Raw genomic sequence first — 18,096 nt, 5'->3', positions numbered from 1 at the left:
GAACCGTATGGAATCTATAGTACAATGAATGCTCGGGACAGTTCTTTAAGCCTTATGGCATAAGGAATCTGTCCTGAGTTTTTTATATGTTCAATATAGCTTGCAAAGTAGGGGAGATTACAGGAGGGAGAACACTTGGTTCGCGACTTGGTGCTATATGCTATCATGCTATTATTAATTGTTTTGATTTCTCAGCTTATCCGGCAAACGATTATACAACGTTTGCTGGATCAAAATCGAGATCTTCTAAGTCTACTTCGGATTCAACCCGGCTTTACCTTCAAGCTGGAGAAAAACGGCGACGAATTTTATTATAGGCTGCTCGAAGGAGGCTTGCTGAAGCGGATGGGTCTGGATCTGCAAGTCAGCTACAATCGAAGGGAGCATGTAGAGCGGCTCGGGAACATTTTTAAGCTATCCTCTGAAACGATGGATCAGCTTAGCGAATATTACAGACAGGCATGGTTCGGTGAGCGGACGGTATTTGAGCTGGAGTTGTGGGAATACTCGGCTTTAATTACATTACATCCGGTCAGGGAGAACGGGACCACCAAGCATGTCATCGGACATGCAATGGATATTACGGAGTATAAAGCCTCTGAGCAGAAAAGAAAGAAGATGGACGAGGCTAACCATGCCAAAAGCGTTTTTATGGCTCACCTGAGCCACGAAATTCGCACACCGCTGAGTGGAATCATGGGTTTGTCGAAGCTGTTGAACAAGACAGAGCTGACGGCCGTTCAAAAAGACTACCTTCACAAACTCCTCGCCTCATCGCGGACCCTTTCGTCCATGCTCAATAACGTACTGGACTTCTCCAAAATGGAAGCAGACAGTCTGGAATTGGAAAGGATTGAATTTGAGCCGGAAACAATGCTTCGGCACCTTGCAGATACAGTAGGCACTTTGCTGGAGCACAAAAAAATAGAGGTTGTTTTTATAACGGCTCCCCATTTACCCAAAAGGGTTAAAGGTGATCCATTCCGAATGGAGCAGGTGCTTTTAAACCTTCTGGCCAATGCCGTCAAGTTCACGGATCAGGGGCATGTATTGCTACAGGTAAAAATGCTAAGCCAGCAGAACGGGCGGGTAGCGTTGTCCTTTATGGTGGAGGATACAGGTATAGGTATTTCTGAGGAGTATATGGACAAGCTGTTTATCCCTTTTATCCAAGCGAAACCATCAACCACCCGCCGATATGGAGGATCGGGGCTGGGTTTGGCCATTAGCAAGCATTTGGCTGAAGCGATGGGTGGAAATATAGAGGTGGAAAGCCGATTGGGAGAATATAGTCGATTTTATTTTAATGTCGAGCTGGATATCGGGGAACTACATCAGGAAGACACGCTGATAGAAAACCAAATGAACGGCAAAGCCTTGATTGTTGTGCAGCACGAGCTGTTGAGATATAGCCTGAACGAATTACTGCAAGGCACAGGCCTAGAAACGCGCACCATCTCATCCTTTCAGGAATGTGTGGAGGCTTTTGAAAAGAGTGAACCATTTGATTGGGTTATGATCGACATGAATATGGATGGTTTCAAAGAACTGGAGGCAAGGAGATGGCTTCAATTGCTGGATAGACAAATGACTCGGGTCATTGGACTAACAACTGTGTTCGAGATGGAAGGGATAGAAACTGGGGACGAGGATAGCAGGGTGGATGTCTTTTTGTCCAAGCCCGTAGCTCGGAACGCTCTAGTGGAGGCTATTGCACATACGATGATGAGTCCTCGTTATGAAGGAGAGACTACAGCACAGAAATATCAAATTCTCATAGCGGAGGACAATGAGATTAATCAGGTGGTGATTACCGAGTTCCTGGCAGAGCGCGACTTTGAAGTAACCATGGTTGCAAACGGAAGAGAGCTGTTAGATTCACTGGAGCTGCGTCCTTGGGATATGGTAATGCTTGATCTGCATATGCCGGAGATGGATGGCTTTGAGACGGCCAGACATATTCGCAGAAAGAAAGCTTTTAACAGACTGCCCATTATCGCCTTTACAGCCGATGCCGGGCAGCATGAACAGGAGGATTGCCTTCGTTCAGGCATTAATGCTGTGCTGCTCAAGCCTGTCCATGAACTGAATGCTGTAAGAATGTTAAACAGCTGGATTCATTTAGCGTGGCTGCAAGAATTACAAGGGGTTCACGCGGAACAGGCGATAGCTGGTATGGATGGGAAGGTATATATTTTTCAATTTGCTCTTTACAAATGGATTCAGGAATATCAGCATTTCGACAAACGAATAATGAGGAAAATGGACAACGGGCAGTTATCTGCCGCTATCCGGTTAATCCACTCGCTTAAGGGAGGAGCAGGGAACCTGTGCGCGTCCGAGCTGCTGGCAAAGGCCAGCGAACTGGAAAAGCGATTGAAGCGTAGCCATGAAACCTCAGTGGGGGAGCTGTATCCAGACTGGCGAGAGCAATTGAGGTTGGTTCAGAAGGAGATTAACGAAATCAAGTCATCGGTTCCCTGGAACTGATCGTGCTACTGCATAAATTTATAACCAATTCCCCAGATAGTCCTGATCAATTTTGGCTTTTTAGGGTCTTTTTCGATTTTTCTGCGCAAATGGTTGATATGTACGTCTACAGCCCTCTCATTAATAAAGGAGTCTGTGCCACGGAGGGCTTGAATCAAGGCATATCGGCTGAATACAATTCCCCGGTTCAAATAAAAAAGCTTCATAAGCTCAAATTCCGAAAATGTCATCTCCACAATCTGCCCATTAACGGTAATCATTCTTCGCGCCAGATCCAGAACTATGTCTGTTTCAGACTCGGCTTCAGGCGCAAAGCCTCTTCTCTGTAACCGTGTAATCTCAATACGTCGGAAAAGAGCCTCGATTCGTGCCTTTAGCTCCTGCATACTAAAAGGCTTGCAAATATAATCGTCTGCTCCCAACGTAAGTGTACGAATGCGCTCTGAGATGTTGTTTTCTGAAGAAATCACGATGATTGGCACATCCGTATGCTTGCGTATCAGTGGGCAGGGATTTATGCCGTCCAGGTCTGGAAGCAACAGATCCAGCACGATAATATCAGGCTGAACGATATCAAGTTGGGTAATCCCCTTAGTCGCTTGTGCCACTCTGGTCACGTTATAACCCTCACCTGTCAAATACAAGGAAAGTGTGTCGCCAAGCATATTATCATCTTCAATAATTAAAACATTAGACATATTGATGTTTCCTTATCTATTTTTAAATTTGGCACGTTCTTTCTGATAGAGTAAACTCCTTTGGTCAGTCTGTCAAAAGATCAGGTAGATTGCGGCAAATCTATGATCAAGAAACCCGGATTTATATCTATTTGATATGGAAATGCACTATTTTTGAGGTTTAAAACCATAATACGACAATTTTCGAACTGTTATAACAATAAACAGCAGGACTTTGTCATTCCATTACAAAAAAATAACAAATCACACCAAAAACATGCATTGACTTCAAAAAAAATCATGGTATTTTATTACATAGGAGTGACATCCACTGATTGGCCCCTTAGAAAACCCCACCCCATATCTTCTGAATGTAAACTACTTTCAGGCATGCTAATCTATATATCATTTTTTTCGTACTCTATTCATTTTCGCGATCGTACTCATGCATTCTTTGGTGTGGCAGCCCCATTGTGATTCAGATTGTCGCCTCATTTTAGATTACATATTTACATTTTTTTGCTTTCCATGCTTGTATTTTTCCAAATCAGGTCAGCGGGAGGACGAGAAATCAATGAACACATTCGAAGCGCTGGAGTCCAATGTAAGATCCTATTGCAGAAGCTTTCCGGTTGTTTTCAACAAAGCCAAAAACGATGTGCTGTACACAGAGGCAGGAGAGGGATATATCGACTTTTTTGCCGGGGCAGGGGCCTTGAACTACGGGCATAACAACGATTTTATGAAAAATCGGATTTTGGATTATTTAACCTCCGATCGGATCATGCACGGTCTGGATATGTACACGACGGCCAAGCAAGAGTTTATAGAGTCCTTTTCCGAGCGTATTCTCCAGCCTAAGGGCTTGAATTATAAGCTGCAATTTTGCGGACCAACGGGAACCAATGCGGTGGAGGCAGCACTGAAGCTTGCACGCAAGGTCAAAAAAAGAAATGGAATTTTTGCTTTTATGGGCGCATTCCATGGCATGTCGTTAGGCAGTCTGTCTGTTACCAGCAACAACTCTATGCGAGAAAGCGCCGGTATATCCCTGAATAACGTCACCTTTATTCCTTTTAACAGTACGTTTAATGGAATGGATACCATTTTATATATGGAGCAGCTTTTGACGGATACCCATTCTGGGGTAGAAAAGCCAGCTGCCATCATTCTGGAAACGGTACAGGCCGAGGGCGGTATTAACATCGCAGATATCGAATGGATGCGTGATTTGCGGCAGTTGTGCGATGACCATGATATTTTGCTGATTGTTGACGATATACAGGTCGGCTGCGGCCGAGTTGGCTCGTTTTTCTCGTTTGAACGGGCGGGGATCGTTCCTGATATGGTTATATTGTCTAAATCGATCAGCGGATACGGACTGCCGATGTCACTTTTGCTGCTCAAGCCGGAATTGGATATATGGAGTCCTGGTGAGCACAATGGAACCTTCCGCGGAAATCAGCTCGCCTTTGTCGCTGCCAAGGCAGCGCTGGAGTTCAGGGATACTGTAGGGCTGGAAGCAGAGGTGAAGGAAAAAGAGGCATTTGTCCAGCAATTTTTGCGTGAGCATATTCAAACCATCGACCCTCTCATTGCAATTCGCGGTTTGGGTCTGATCTGGGGAATTGATGCGTCTCATCTGGGAGAAGCGTTCGCCAAGGAGGTAGCTGCTCTCTGCTTTGAAAAAGGCCTTATCATTGAACGGGCTGGACGTAACGATACAGTCATTAAGATTATGCCTGCGTTAACCATAAATTTGGAAAATTTGCGAAAAGGCTGCAACATTATTAAAGAAAGTATGGCTCAGGTGTCCAATAGCTTAGTCACTTTATAATATTTTTGTGAATTATTGTAAAGCGATTAGTAAATCCCCTTGGCTGGAGCTGCCATCTGCTATGAAGCAGAATATGACAGCTGCCTGCCAAGGGGATTTTAGCGTAAAAATTAAGAAATAACCGTTTGTGCGTATTTTTGTGCAGATTGCTCCAGCTGCTCATCAGTCAGTCCCGCGGCATCATATTGTACGAAATAAGGCAGCAGCTTGGTGCCAACCATATGGCCTGTAGCTTCCAGAGGTCTCAACAACTCTTCAATCGTATATCTATTCCGTCCGTTATGTTGATAATTTTCCTCAACGCTGGCAGCAGACAAGGCGATCAACAGCTCTTTGCCCTGCAGCTTGTCGCCTTCACTTCCAAAAGCCCAACCGTAAGTTAAAACCTTATCCTGCCATTTTTTCAGCAGGGAAGGAGTGCTGTACCAGTACAAAGGGAATTGCAGAACGATACGGTCATGCTGCTCTAGCAGTTCCTGCTCCTGAGCGACGTTAATTTGCTCATCCGGGTATACTTCATACAAGTTGTGAATCGTCACGCCGGATTGCTGCTTGAGCTCTTGTACCCATCTTTTGTTAATGCGAGACTCCGCAAGATTAGGGTGAACAACAATTACGAGTGTTGACATGATGAAAAACATCTCCTTTAAACTAATTTTTTGTAAGTAAATTACCAATATATATATGCGTAACTATTTTAGTTTCAACTAATAAGATTGTCAATTCCTTAAATTTTTAAACTCTACATAAAAACTCCGGCAAGCTCATGCCGGAGTCTCATCAAATGAAGTGTTTTTTTACATCAAGCGATATGGTTAAGCTCAGCAACAATCTTATTTTTTCCAGTACGCTTGGCTTGATACAGATAGTCATCGGCTCCCTGGAAGAATGTATCTTTGTTCATTTCTTCCGAATAGCTTTTTAATCCAATGCTTACAGTCACGGAAACGCTTTGCATCTTCTCGCCAAAGGTCATCTTCTCCACTTCACGCCGGATGCACTCGACAATCTGATAAGCTTCCTCAAAAGTATGCTCGAACATTAGAATAGCAAATTCCTCACCGCCATATCGGGCTGGAATGTCATTGGCTGTAATCTGTTCTGTAATGATTTGCGAGATGCCCTCCAAAATTTTATCTCCAAACTGGTGTCCGTAAGTGTCATTAATTTTCTTGAAATTATCAATATCTACTACCGCTAAGTGGATGATAGCACCTTGTTTGGCGTATTCGAGTGCTTTCTCATAAAAAGTTTGAAACGATAAATGATTGTATAGCTTGGTCAGTCCATCGGTCATTGACATTTTGCTTATAATCGCGTTGCTGATCATTAACTCCTGCTGGGCGTGCTGTGTTTTATACAAATCCACTAGCAGATCACGACCGCTGTCCTGAATGATGAGAGCAAGAAAGGTGGACATCATCAAAAATGTCGGAGTGGCTACGATGTCAAACGGCGATAAGTAAGCACGAAAAGAACCATCGATAGCTAACAATAGAAAAAATACCACTATTTGCAATATGAAGGAAAGCCATATTAGGCGGCGATTGAAAAACAAGACGGATGAGAAAATAGGCAGCAAGCACAATGCCGTAATAATCCGGATATCATAGTTTAAACGAATAATCATCCAGCATATAACCGTACTCGCCACAAACTGGATTACGAAAGAAAACCTGTTGCATTTATGATGAGCCAGCTCTGCAAGTAAGTTGGAACCGCACATGATTAGCGTGGGAACAATAAGGGTTCCAACGTAAAATTCATAAGGTGTAGCAGGATAGTCGAGAAATAGATAGCTTCCAAGCTGGACGATAAAATGTACTGCTATGATCACCCAGTAAAGCAATAGCATTTTGCGTCCCCAGCGGCCTTGTTTTGTAATATAATCCATTGTTTGAGTATCCCGTTTTGTCTTGTTCATGATGTCACCACACTTAATGTATCTTTAGCCATTCTCGTATTATATGATACTATGTGATGAAGTTGAAGCTAATTTTTTAAAGGGTTAAGTACTTGTCTGCCCCAGTAACACTTTTACTTGATGGATAGAACCATCCCCTGCAACAGGCAGAAGATTGTCAGTGAGGGCAGTATTGTCCACGGTAACCGCAGCTACACCCTTGGACACATGCTGGGGATTCATGATCTGAATCACATAGGTATCGCCGCGGAAGATGCGGGTGACTGTATATTCATCCCAGGCTTTAGGAATGCACGGGTCAATGCGCAGGCCATCCCATTCTGGCTGAATACCGAGAATCGATTGGGTAATGGCTATAAAGTTCCAGGCAGCTGTGCCCGTCAACCAGGAATTTTTGGCTTCGCCTTCACGAACGGCATCCTTGCCTGCAATCATTTGTGCGTATACATATGGCTCCGTACGATGAATGTCGCTGATGTCCTCCAGATAGGATGGAGCAATTTTGCTGTATAGCTCAAAAGCACGATCCCCACGTCCGATTACAGCCTCTGCCATCATAATCCACGGATTGTTGTGACAGAAAATTCCGGCATTTTCCTTGTATCCTGGAGGGTAAGACGAGATTTCGCCCAGATTGATATAGTAGCGGGAATAAGGCGGATTTTGCAGTACAATGCCATATGGAGTTTCCAGCCGATCACGTGTGGAATCAAGAGCCCTTTGAGCCAGACCTTCCTCCACGCCGATTCCTGCCATAACACAAAAGCCCTGAGGTTCAATAAAAATTTGGCCTTCCTCACATTCCTTGCTGCCTATTTTCTCTCCGTAGTGGTCGTAAGCACGTAAGAACCATTCTCCGTCAAAACCATGCTCCAAAGTGGATGCCCGCATGAGATCCACATATGCTTGAACTGCTGCTGCTTCGTTATCCAATCCTCTGCGCTTGCAAAGTTCAACAAAATCCGGTCCTGTATATACAAATAGTCCGGCGATGAACACCGACTCGGCTACGCGGCCTTCCAAATTTTGTGTGGTCTGATAGGGTTCATCCGGCGTATTTGAAAAACAGTTAAGATTCAGACAATCGTTCCAGTCAGCCCGCCCAATCAGGGGAAGGCCATGCGGGCCGAGGTTTTCTACAACATGGTAAAATGAACGCTTCAAATGCTCAAACAGCGTAGCCGTGTGGTCTAAATCCCCATCAAAAGGTACATGTTCGTCCAGTATGCCGAAGTCTCCCGTTTCTTTGATGTACGCTGCGGTACCGACAATAAGCCATAGCGGATCGTCGTTAAAGCCACCGCCAATCTCGTGATTTCCTTTTTTGGTTAGAGGCTGATACTGGTGATAAGCTCCGCCGTTTTCAAATTGAGTAGAGGCGATGTCGATAATCCGTTCTCGTGCACGCTCTGGTATTTGGTGAACGAAGCCGAGCAAATCCTGATTCGAATCCCGGAAGCCCATGCCACGTCCGATACCGGATTCGAAATACGAAGCGGAGCGTGACATATTGAACGTGACCATGCATTGATACGGGTTCCATATGTTCACCATTCGGTTCAATTTATCATCGTGAGTTTGAACAGTGTACTTGGACAGGAGGTTATTCCAATAGGCTCGCAGCTCGCTCAAGGCTCGTTCTACATCGGATTCATTCGCAAATTGTGCAATCATGGCATGAGCCTGTTTTTTGTTAATGACGCCGGGGGACTCCCATTTTTCATCCTCCGGATTTTCCACATAACCGAGTACGAAGTTACAGCTTGTTTCCTCGCCCGGCTCCAGCATGACCTCAATACAGTGCGATCCTATGGGAGACCAGCCGCTGGCAATAGAGTTGGAAGCCTGCCCTGCAATGACCGTCTGAGGCTGATCCAGACCGTTATAGAGTCCCAGAAAAGCTTCACGGTCTGTATCGAAGCCCGCCAGCGGACAATTTGCAGAGAAAAAAGCATAGTGATTGCGGCGTTCACGGTATTCCGTTTTATGATAAATGACGGAGTCTTGTACTTCGACCTCGCCTGTGCTTAAATTGCGCTGAAAGTTGGTCATATCGTCATAGGCGTTCCACAGGCAAAATTCCACAAAAGAGAAGAGCTTGATCCTTTTAGCCTGTGGTGAGGTGTTCCGAAGCTTGACTTGATGTACTTCACCATCAAAAGATAGCGGCACAAAAGCCAGCTGGGTAGCTCGAACACCGTTTCGTTCCCCCATAATGGAGGTATAACCAAGTCCATGGCGACATTCATACTGATCCAGCTTTCGTTTGACCGGCATCCATCCCGGAGTCCAATAATCTCCGTCATCATAAATATAAAAATAGCGCCCGCCGTTATCGACAGGGATATTATTGTACCGATACCTTGTCAAGCGACGCAAGCGAGCATCCCGATAAAATACATAGCCGCCGCCGGTATTGGAGATCAGTCCAAAAAATCGTTCATTGCCTAAATAATTAATCCAGGGATAGGGGGTTTGAGGGGTGTGGATGACATATTCCTGATTGGAATCATCAAAGAAACCGTACTTCATGGCGCAGAACTCCTCTCGAATTGAAAAATAAGACCTAACACTTGATTATATTCAAACATAAAGCTGTTCTTCCCTGAGAAAGACATTTCCTTCCTAAAACAGAAGGTACTTGATTTCCCTGACCATTTTTCTTTAACTTGCAAAATATTTGAAATGGGTAAATATCCCTTTTTATGCTAAAATGAAAAAGTTAGGATTCAGCAAGGCGGGAGGTTGCAAAATGGCACCTATTACATTGTTTTTCATTCCATATGCAGGTGGATCGGCGTCCATCAGCTTTAAATGGAAAAAGCTGTTGCTTCCACAGATTAAGCTTGTTCCACTGGAACTGGCGGGCAGAGGGATTCGTTCCGGAGAACCGCTAAAGGATAGTATCGAGGAGATGAGCGATGATCTACTGCATAAGATCGGGCAAGAGATAGCTCCCGGTGATCCTTATGCCATATACGGTCATAGCATGGGGACGATGATTGCATTCGAGCTGTACTACAAGCTGGTGGCTGGCGGATACGGCGAGCCTGCTCATCTGTTTGTTTCCGGTGGACGAGCACCGCATGTCCCAAGAAATCTCCCATGGACACATGATCTGCCTGCAGATCAGTTCAGGACACATTTGCAGCGGTATGGCCAGCTTTCCGAGGCAATTTTTGACAATCAAGAATTATACGACTATTTCATGCCGGTGCTGAGAGCGGATTTCAAAGCCGTCGAGACGTATAAATACACGGCCAAGCCCGAGCCTTTACACTGTCCAATTACCGCTTTGACAGGACTGGCTGATAACACGATAGCCTTGCAGGAGGTAGAGGCGTGGGTGCAGCATACGGATCAGGAATTTCGTATGTTCACCTTCGACGGAGGGCACTTTTTTATTCATGATGAAATGGAGCGAATTACACATATCATCAATGAGAATTTGGAACGCAGCGCAGTGGCAAACAGAATACAACATTAAAAAGAAGAGGTGATTATTGTGACTGTAGGTGTATTGGCACATTTATTTGGCAAGCTGCCATATCGTGAGCTGGCTGCGAAGGTAGGAGCAGCGGGCTTTACCCATGTTCAGCTGGCTCCGTGGAGAGCGATCAGTGATGTGGATTTTAATAAGCCGGGCAAGTTCAGCCCAGGCTTGGCATTGTCTATCGCAGAGGAGTTTCGCAAGCATGGTGTATCCATATCGGTGCTCGGGTGCTATTTGCATTTTTTTGTACAGGATGAGGAATTGTTGCGTGAAAATGTAGAGCGCTTCAAAGAGCTGATCCGATACGCGAGTCTGCTCGGAGCACCCATCGTTGCAGCTGAAGTCGGACGCAATGAGGATGGGAGCGCGTATACGGAACAGGACTGGAGAGTTGTCAAAGAGGTTGTGCGTGAACTGGCGGATGAAGCGGAAAAATGGGGCGTATTCGTAGGATTGGAAGCCGCTAACGATCATTTGGTCGGAACAGCTGCAGAGCTGGCAACCTTGCTGGAGGAAGTACCTTCATCCCAGATTGGTGTGGTCATTGATCCGGGGAATCTGCTGAGAACGGAAAATCTGGCACAGCAGGATGAGGTTATTCGCGAAGCCTTCCGATTGCTGGGGCCTCGTATTATCGCAGCGCATGCCAAAGACCGTCAGTTATCATCATCAGGTGAGATCGAGACGGTACCGCCGGGATTTGGCGACATGAACTATGGCCTCTACATGGAACTGCTGGAGCAGTATAAGCCGGGGGTTCACATCATTATGGAAGCAGCGCAGGAGCATCAAATGGCCGAATCCAAACGCTATATCGAAGGCCATCGGTTAACGGCTCAAAAAGCGCAGGAAGTACAGGCGAAGTAATCCTCTCCTTCATATTACGAGAACAGTTCAAGAGACTTGGAAGCGTCTACTTTTCCAAGTCTCTTGTGTTGGGCAGGGCTTAGCCTTGCACAATCGCCACGATGACAAGCACCCAGCTTGCCAAAAAAGCCAGCCCGCCAAATGGGGTGATCGCTCCAAGCTTTTTGATACCGGACAAACTAAGCGCATACAGGCTGCCCGAGAACAAAAGGATTCCCGCGAACATAACCCAGCCTGCGGCTAGGACCAGGGAAGAATGAACAAGATTCCCTGCAATCGCTCCAAGCAGAAGCAAACCCAGCCCGTGTGCAATGTGGTATTGAATGCCCGTCTGGAATATGCTCATCATGTCTGCGGAAAGTCTCTTTTTCAAAGCATGAGCCCCGAAAGCTCCGAGAGCTACTGCTAAAAAAATCATGATACAGCCAACAATCAGCAATGTTTGCAAATTTAATTTCCTCCCTTCTGTGAAATACTACATATTTCGTGTGAATTCGTCAATTTCCATAGATATTAACTAAAAGATATTAATTTTTTCAACTCTCATTTGATGGCGTTTGTGGTATATTTTTTCCATAGGGCCAATGAGAAGCATTTGAATGATCGGCAGCGTGTCCTCTACTTTTTTTATATGAGAAAGTGTGGTGATATGCTGTTTTTTTGTGCTGTCGTTTTTTTGAAACAAAGCTTTGTGTAATGTCAAGACCTATTTTTGGAGAGGATGGATGTAGCAGTGATACGCAAGAAATCGGCATTTAGGAAGTCTTTCACAATGGTCATGTCGGCCGTTTTGGTGCTTCCGCTAACTATGGGCTTAGCTCAAGCTAGCCCTGCCGGGGCATCGGCCGTAAAATCGGTCACAGCTTCGGCAGTCTCATCAGAGGCGACACGTTTTCTTCAAATGTACAAGCAGTTGAAGGATCCGGCTAGCGGTTATTTTTCAAAGGAAGGGATTCCTTATCATTCCGTAGAAACGCTGATTAGTGAAGCCCCGGATTATGGTCACCTCACGACTTCGGAAGCGTACAGCTACTGGATGTGGCTCGAAGTGCTGTATGGCCATTACACCGGAGACTGGAGCAATCTGGAATCCGCTTGGGATAACATGGAGAAATATATTATCCCTGGTAAAGAAGCTCAGCCTACGATGGGCAACTACAATCCAAACAGTCCTGCTACCTATGCAGCGGAGTATTCGCAGCCAGACGCATATCCTGCCCGTCTGACCGGTCAGTATGCCGGTGGTAAAGACCCGCTGGATTCAGAGCTGAAATCGACTTATGGCAACAATCAAACTTATCTGATGCACTGGCTGCTGGACGTGGACAACTGGTATGGTTTTGGCAATCTGTTGAATCCGTCGCATACCGCTACTTATATTAATACGTTCCAGCGCGGAGAACAGGAATCGGTTTGGGAGACTATCCCGCATCCGTCGCAAGACAATCAGAAGTTCGGCAAGCCTAACCAAGGTTTCATGAGTCTTTTCACCAAGGAAGATAAGAATCCTGCTCCACAATGGCGTTATACGAATGCCACTGATGCGGATGCTCGTGCGGTTCAGGCGATGTATTGGGCTAAAGAGCTGGGATATGACAACGAAGTATATTTAAATAAAGCAAAGAAAATGGGCGATTACTTACGCTACGGAATGTATGATAAGTACTTCCAAAAAATTGGTAGTGCTGCCAACGGAAGCCCGACTTCCGGTTCCGGCAAAGATGCAAGCCAATACCTGATGGCATGGTATACATCATGGGGCGGCGGCCTCGGCCAAGAAGGCAACTGGGCATGGCGGATCGGCGCAAGCCATGCGCACCAAGGCTACCAGAACGTGGTGGCGGCATACGCATTATCCGACAAGAATGGCGGTTTGGTTCCAAAATCACCAACTGCAGGACAGGATTGGAGCACCTCGCTGCAACGCCAGCTGGAGTTCTACACTTGGCTGCAATCCGATGAGGGAGCAATTGCAGGCGGAGCGACGAACAGCTGGGATGGTGCCTATAAAGCATATCCTGCTGGCACAAGCACTTTCTATAACATGGCTTATGTATCAGCTCCTGTATATCATGATCCGCCGTCCAACAACTGGTTCGGCATGCAGACTTGGCCTATGGAGCGTGTTGCGGAGCTGTATTACATTTTAGCGAAAAAAGGCGACACCTCTTCCGAGCAGTTCAAGATGGCCAAACAAGCTACGGAAAAATGGGTTAAATGGTCCAAGGACTATGCATTTGTCAATGAACGCCCTGTGACTGATGCGCAAGGCTACTATCTGGATGCACAAGGCAAACGTATTCTGAGCGGCAAAAATGTAAAAGTCGCCACTAAAAAAGCCCAAGGCGAATTTTGGCTCCCGAGCAACCTCGAATGGAGCGGACAGCCGGATAAATGGAACGGCTTTGCTAAATATAAAGGCAACAGTGGTCTACATGTAGTAACCAAAAATCCGGTACAAGATGTCGGGGTATTGGGTAGCTATGTGAAGGCACTCACTTTCTTTGCTGCCGCAACCAAGGCCGAAAATGGAGACTTTACTGAATTGGGCAAAGAAGCGAAGGGTCTGTCCAAGTCCTTGCTGGATGCCGCATGGAACTATAATGACGGCGTAGGTATTGCGACGAAGGAAACACGTGATGAATACTACCGCTACTTTACCAAAGAAAACTACATTCCAAACGGCTGGAGCGGTAAAACAGGACAGGGCAACACCATTCCTGGCAAAGATGCAGTACCTTCCGATCCTTCCAAGGGCGGCAATGGTACGTATTCCAGCTATGCAGATATCCGTCCTAACATTGTGAAGGACCCTATGTGGTCCTACGTCAAGGATAAATATGAAAACTCATTTAATAAAGAAACGAAGAAATGGGAAAACGGCGCGCCTGAATTCACTTATCACCGCTTCTGGTCCCAAGTTGATATGGCAACAGCTTACGCTGAATATGATCGACTGATTAATGGCGGCGGAACTGCTGAACCAACGGCTCCTAAGGCTCCGAAGAATCTGAAGGCAACCGGTGGCGATGCTGAAGTTACACTGACTTGGAGCAAAGCGACTGGCGCAGAGAGCTACACACTCAAACGTTCCACTACAAGCGGCGGACCTTATGAGACGGTAGCAACTGTAACGGATGTAACATACAAGGATACAAATGTAGTGAATGATACAGCTTATTATTATGTAACCAGTGCAACGAATTCCTTGGGTACCAGTGAGGATTCTCAAGAAGTTAGCGTCACACCAACTGCAGCACCTGTACCAGCTACAGGAGATCTGGTTACACTGTACCGTGTGGGCGATACCAATGCAGGCGACAATCACATTCGTTCAAGCTTCCGTATTGTAAACAAGGGCGAGGAAGCTGTTGATTTGCAAAATGTCAAGCTGCGGTATTATTACACGATAGATGGCGATAAAGCACAGGAATTCCATTGTGACTATGCACAGATGGGCAACGGCAACGTCAAGGCCCAGTTTGTGAAGCTGGACACGCCTGTGGCCGGTGCGGATTATTACATGGAAGTCTCCTTTGGCCCCGGTGCGGGAAGTCTGGCACCAGGACAGGATACTGGAGAAATCCAAACGCGTGTAAACAAAACAGATTGGAGCAATTATAACGAAAGCGACGATTTCTCCTATGATCCAACCAAATCGTCTTATACGGAATGGGAGAAAGCTCCTTTGTATGTCAATGACAAGCTCGTTTGGGGCTTGCAGCCTTAATAGTGGTATTATCGTTCTGTGAAGAGTGGCCTACTTTTTTCATCACAGAGCTGTAAAAACGAACCAGCAAGTTTCCGACCCTCCGGAGACTTGCTGGTTTTTATTTTGGGCTGATTATGGGCCATTTCTCCAACATCGTGTATTCCCGTAGGCTCTTGTGTTACACTAAGTATGCTACATATCACATAAATAACCGAGGTGACCTGAGACATGAATGACAATTTGGCACAGGCTCTGAACGAGCAAATGAACTTTGAATTTTACTCCGCTCATGTGTATCTGGCGATGGCCGCTTATTGCTCCAGTGAAAGTCTAGATGGATTCGCAAACTTCTTTCTGGTACAGGCGGAGGAGGAACGGTTTCATGCGATGAAGCTGTACAAATATATTAATGACCGCAGAGGGCGAGCTACGTTGGCAGCATTACCTGAGCCTAAAAATAGCTACGAATCCATGCTGGATTTATTTGAACACGGCTACAAGCATGAACAGCAAAACACACAGAAATTTTACCATTTGGCCGACTTGGCTCTGGACGCACGTGAACATGCCACGATCCATTTCCTGAAATGGTTTATCGATGAACAGGTTGAAGAGGAAGCTCTGTTCGACGGAGTCATCCAAAAGCTCAAGCGTATTGAGAAAGACAGCAACGCCTTTTACATGCTGGACAGTGAGTTTGCCAAACGAAGCTTTACAGCACCTGCGGAATAACACAGCCTGTACAAGTTTTATTTAAACTTATACAAGATACATCTATCCACAGGAAGAGGACTGATGAACAGGGTGAAATATAATCGTTTGGGAAACAGTGGGCTTCAGGTGTCTGAGCTTGGCCTTGGCACCAATTCCTTCGGTAAAAGAGCGGACCAGCAGACTTCGATAAATATCATCCATGCTGCGCTCGACCAGGGAATTAATTTTGTGGATACCGCCAATATTTATGCTGGTTCGGAATCGGAAAGAATTATCGGGCTGGCGTTGGAAGGTAGACGGCAATCTGTCGTTCTTGCCACCAAAGCAGGTCTTCCGAAGCACGAAGGACCAGGGGGGAGCGGATCTTCCCGCCATCACCTGATGCAGGAGCTTGAGGGCAGCTTGCTCCGTCTGAAGACCGATTATGTCGATTTGTACCAGATTCACACATTCGACCCCTACACTCCGTTGGAGGAAACGCTACGCACGCTTGACGATATGGTCTCCGCAGGTAAAGTGCGTTATATCGGTGCTTCCAATTACGCAGCCTGGGAAATGATGAAGGCGCTGGGGATCAGCGAAGCGCAGAAGCTGGTCAAGTACGTCTCGATTCAGTGCAGCTACTCCCTCGCCGATCGTACGCCGGAGATGGAGCTGCTCCCGCTCTGCCTCGATCAAGGGATCGGGATCATTCCCTATTTCCCGCTTGCCGGAGGTATTCTCACCGGCAAATATGCCGGAGGTGGTGCCGCACCTGTTGGCTCCAGAGCCGAAACCGATCCTAACTTCAGCCGCTTCCTTAGCCCCGAGCGAATTGAACTCGGAAAGCAAGTAAAAGGAATCGCTGAAGAGCTGGGCACTTCGCCCACGGCGCTGTCATTGGCCTGGCTGATGAACAGGCCCGCCGTTTCTACTGTTATTGTTGGAGCCACCCAGGTAGAGCAGGTGCAGCATAATCTGCACAGTGTCTCCGTTCATCTGGATGCATCAACGCTGGGCAAGCTGGAGCAAGCCAGCCTTTCCTTCCGCAGCGGCGAGCCGTTCGCATTCTATCGGCTGCCATAGCGGAATATTTATGCCGAAAACGTTACCCCGGACAGCGGGCGTAACGTTTTCGGCTTTTTTAATGAGCATATTACAACATTTAACATTGTTATTTTAAATGTAGCTATAGAAAAAATTAATTAGTCACTGCAATAGTGAGCGTGCTACAGTAATATTATTCTTCATATCTGATTAAGTAGATGGGATTAATGAAGTTAAGTGACGGGCACACTATAAATGACAATATAGAAAGGCGGGTTAACATGAGCGAAATCTATCGTTTGGCACAACAGGAGGACGCCGAAAGATTGCAGTATGTGACGTACGAGGCATACGAAACGATTCGGCAGCTGGGGCTTCAGTGGCCTGCCGCTCAGGCAGACGTGGCTCTCATTCAGGAAAACATTAAAAATAATGATTGCTATGTGCTGGAAGTTGATGGTGCCATACAGGCTACGGTTAGCCATCTGAAAAATAGAGCCCTTGATTTTATAACCGATTTACCATTTGTGATGTGGTTCGCCGTGGACCCGACTGCACAGGGTAAAGGATACGGGAGAAAACTGCTGAACTGGGTAGAGCAGGCGATTATTCGTGATCAGGTGGTAGCCCCTGCGGTGACACTGGCGACAGCGGAGAAACATCCATATTTGCTATCCATGTACGAGCGTTGGGGATATGAACGTATCCATGCTTTTGATCACGGAACTGGGGATGGGACGATGCACTTACTGCGTAAAGTGGTGAATCCTGAATTATTTGATACCTACATTCGTGAGAAAAATGAAGCCGGGACAGCTAAGCGAAATTAGACCCGATCAGCGGGAACGACTCGGTACGCCTTTCTTAACACAAAATCCGTTTCTTACACTTTACTGCACAGAAATTTTCACAAAAATTCATTAAAAATTACAAACAATGCCTAATTTTTAGACAAAAGAGGGCATTGTTTGTGTGTATAATATATGTATACATTATATCGACATACTTTAATTTACTTTTATGTTTATATTGAAACAAAAACATTTATATATCGCATTTTTTTCTTATTAAAGGAATTTAAAAAGATATTGACATTTTTCGAGTCCATATCTATTATATAAATAAAATATTTCTCATTTAATACTTACTTATCAAAAAACATCCTGTATGACCTCAGCAATTTCTCATCACATTCATCTATGATGCTGAATTTTAGGTTCCAAGCCTGAAATTCCAGCATACCTCAAGGTTTTTACACTTCCAAGTCTACTCACACATCTGACTTTTGATCTCAACCACACCACGAATGGAAACTCCATAACCCATTCACTTTTACATGTCGATTACTGTTTTTTG

The 18,096-nt window shown here is 45.8% G+C and carries 13 protein-coding genes; 8 read left to right on the top strand and 5 right to left on the bottom strand.

Going from position 1 to position 18,096, the window contains the following annotated elements; all coding sequences use genetic code 11:
* Positions 1-135: 135 nt before the first annotated feature.
* On the top strand, positions 136-2,490 hold the full coding sequence (locus B4V02_RS13320) for a response regulator (protein WP_094155162.1): 2,355 nt from the start codon (positions 136-138) through the stop codon (positions 2,488-2,490).
* Between the two features lie 5 nt (positions 2,491-2,495).
* Here the strand turns inward: B4V02_RS13320 and B4V02_RS13315 are convergent, their stop codons facing one another.
* Entirely contained in the window at positions 2,496-3,188 is a 693-nt protein-coding gene (locus tag B4V02_RS13315) for a response regulator transcription factor (RefSeq protein WP_007430445.1), read from the bottom strand.
* A 553-nt stretch (positions 3,189-3,741) separates the two neighbouring features.
* Here B4V02_RS13315 and ectB point away from each other — a divergent pair.
* Positions 3,742-5,004 (top strand): diaminobutyrate--2-oxoglutarate transaminase, encoded by a 1,263-nt coding sequence (gene ectB, locus B4V02_RS13310; protein WP_094155161.1) that lies wholly within the window; start codon positions 3,742-3,744, stop codon positions 5,002-5,004.
* A gap of 110 nt (positions 5,005-5,114) precedes the next feature.
* On the opposite strand, the gene B4V02_RS13305 is transcribed toward ectB, so the two are convergent.
* From B4V02_RS13305 to B4V02_RS13295, 3 genes are all read right to left on the bottom strand, one after another.
* Complete coding sequence (locus B4V02_RS13305) at positions 5,115-5,633, bottom strand: NAD(P)H-dependent oxidoreductase (protein WP_094155160.1); 519 nt, start codon at positions 5,631-5,633, stop codon at positions 5,115-5,117.
* A gap of 173 nt (positions 5,634-5,806) precedes the next feature.
* On the bottom strand, positions 5,807-6,928 hold the full coding sequence (locus B4V02_RS13300) for a GGDEF domain-containing protein (RefSeq protein ID WP_094155159.1): 1,122 nt from the start codon (positions 6,926-6,928) through the stop codon (positions 5,807-5,809).
* A gap of 84 nt (positions 6,929-7,012) precedes the next feature.
* The gene (locus B4V02_RS13295; protein ID WP_094155158.1) at positions 7,013-9,460 is read right to left on the bottom strand and encodes a glycoside hydrolase family 94 protein; all 2,448 of its coding nucleotides are present in this window, start codon (positions 9,458-9,460) and stop codon (positions 7,013-7,015) included.
* Positions 9,461-9,680: 220 nt separating this feature from the next.
* Here B4V02_RS13295 and B4V02_RS13290 point away from each other — a divergent pair, with 220 nt between their 5' ends.
* Both B4V02_RS13290 and B4V02_RS13285 read left to right on the top strand, forming a co-directional pair.
* Entirely contained in the window at positions 9,681-10,415 is a 735-nt protein-coding gene (locus tag B4V02_RS13290; protein WP_094155157.1) for a thioesterase II family protein, read from the top strand.
* 18 nt (positions 10,416-10,433) lie between these two features.
* Positions 10,434-11,288, top strand: coding sequence for a sugar phosphate isomerase/epimerase family protein (locus B4V02_RS13285; RefSeq protein WP_094155156.1), 855 nt, complete (start codon positions 10,434-10,436; stop codon positions 11,286-11,288).
* A 79-nt stretch (positions 11,289-11,367) separates the two neighbouring features.
* Here the strand turns inward: B4V02_RS13285 and B4V02_RS13280 are convergent, their stop codons facing one another.
* The gene (locus tag B4V02_RS13280) at positions 11,368-11,736 is read right to left on the bottom strand and encodes a DUF423 domain-containing protein (protein ID WP_094155155.1); all 369 of its coding nucleotides are present in this window, start codon (positions 11,734-11,736) and stop codon (positions 11,368-11,370) included.
* 324 nt (positions 11,737-12,060) lie between these two features.
* Between B4V02_RS13280 and B4V02_RS13275 the strand changes: the two genes are divergently transcribed.
* From B4V02_RS13275 to B4V02_RS13260, 4 genes are all read left to right on the top strand, one after another.
* Complete coding sequence (locus B4V02_RS13275; RefSeq protein WP_094155154.1) at positions 12,061-15,018, top strand: glycoside hydrolase family 48 protein; 2,958 nt, start codon at positions 12,061-12,063, stop codon at positions 15,016-15,018.
* Positions 15,019-15,228: 210 nt separating this feature from the next.
* A complete protein-coding gene (locus tag B4V02_RS13270) occupies positions 15,229-15,732 on the top strand; it encodes a ferritin (RefSeq protein ID WP_094155153.1) in 504 nt (167 codons plus the stop codon).
* Positions 15,733-15,804: 72 nt separating this feature from the next.
* Positions 15,805-16,779 carry an aldo/keto reductase gene (locus tag B4V02_RS13265; protein ID WP_167383801.1) on the top strand — a complete coding sequence of 325 codons (975 nt, stop codon included), beginning with the start codon at positions 15,805-15,807 and terminating at the stop codon, positions 16,777-16,779.
* Between the two features lie 242 nt (positions 16,780-17,021).
* Entirely contained in the window at positions 17,022-17,570 is a 549-nt protein-coding gene (locus B4V02_RS13260; protein ID WP_094155151.1) for a GNAT family N-acetyltransferase, read from the top strand.
* The last annotated feature ends 526 nt before the right edge of the window (positions 17,571-18,096 follow it).

Origin of the sequence: Paenibacillus kribbensis (genome assembly GCF_002240415.1) — a bacterium.
GTDB lineage: Bacteria > Bacillota > Bacilli > Paenibacillales > Paenibacillaceae > Paenibacillus > Paenibacillus kribbensis.
Note: the sequence above shows the minus strand (reverse complement) of the source record. Positions and strands in the feature narration are given on the sequence as shown.

Bases quoted from the DNA above. Each gene is read 5' to 3' on its own strand.
- B4V02_RS13270 (WP_094155153.1), top strand. From the start codon at position 15,229: ATGAATGACAATTTGGCACAGGCTCTGAACGAGCAAATGAACTTTGAA.
- B4V02_RS13275 (WP_094155154.1), top strand. From the start codon at position 12,061: ATGGTCATGTCGGCCGTTTTGGTGCTTCCGCTAACTATGGGCTTAGCT.
- B4V02_RS13260 (WP_094155151.1), top strand. From the start codon at position 17,022: ATGAGCGAAATCTATCGTTTGGCACAACAGGAGGACGCCGAAAGATTG.
- B4V02_RS13290 (WP_094155157.1), top strand. From the start codon at position 9,681: ATGGCACCTATTACATTGTTTTTCATTCCATATGCAGGTGGATCGGCG.
- B4V02_RS13300 (WP_094155159.1), bottom strand. From the start codon at position 6,928: ATGAACAAGACAAAACGGGATACTCAAACAATGGATTATATTACAAAA.
- ectB (WP_094155161.1), top strand. From the start codon at position 3,742: ATGAACACATTCGAAGCGCTGGAGTCCAATGTAAGATCCTATTGCAGA.
- B4V02_RS13315 (WP_007430445.1), bottom strand. From the start codon at position 3,188: ATGTCTAATGTTTTAATTATTGAAGATGATAATATGCTTGGCGACACA.
- B4V02_RS13295 (WP_094155158.1), bottom strand. From the start codon at position 9,460: ATGAAGTACGGTTTCTTTGATGATTCCAATCAGGAATATGTCATCCAC.
- B4V02_RS13305 (WP_094155160.1), bottom strand. From the start codon at position 5,633: ATGTCAACACTCGTAATTGTTGTTCACCCTAATCTTGCGGAGTCTCGC.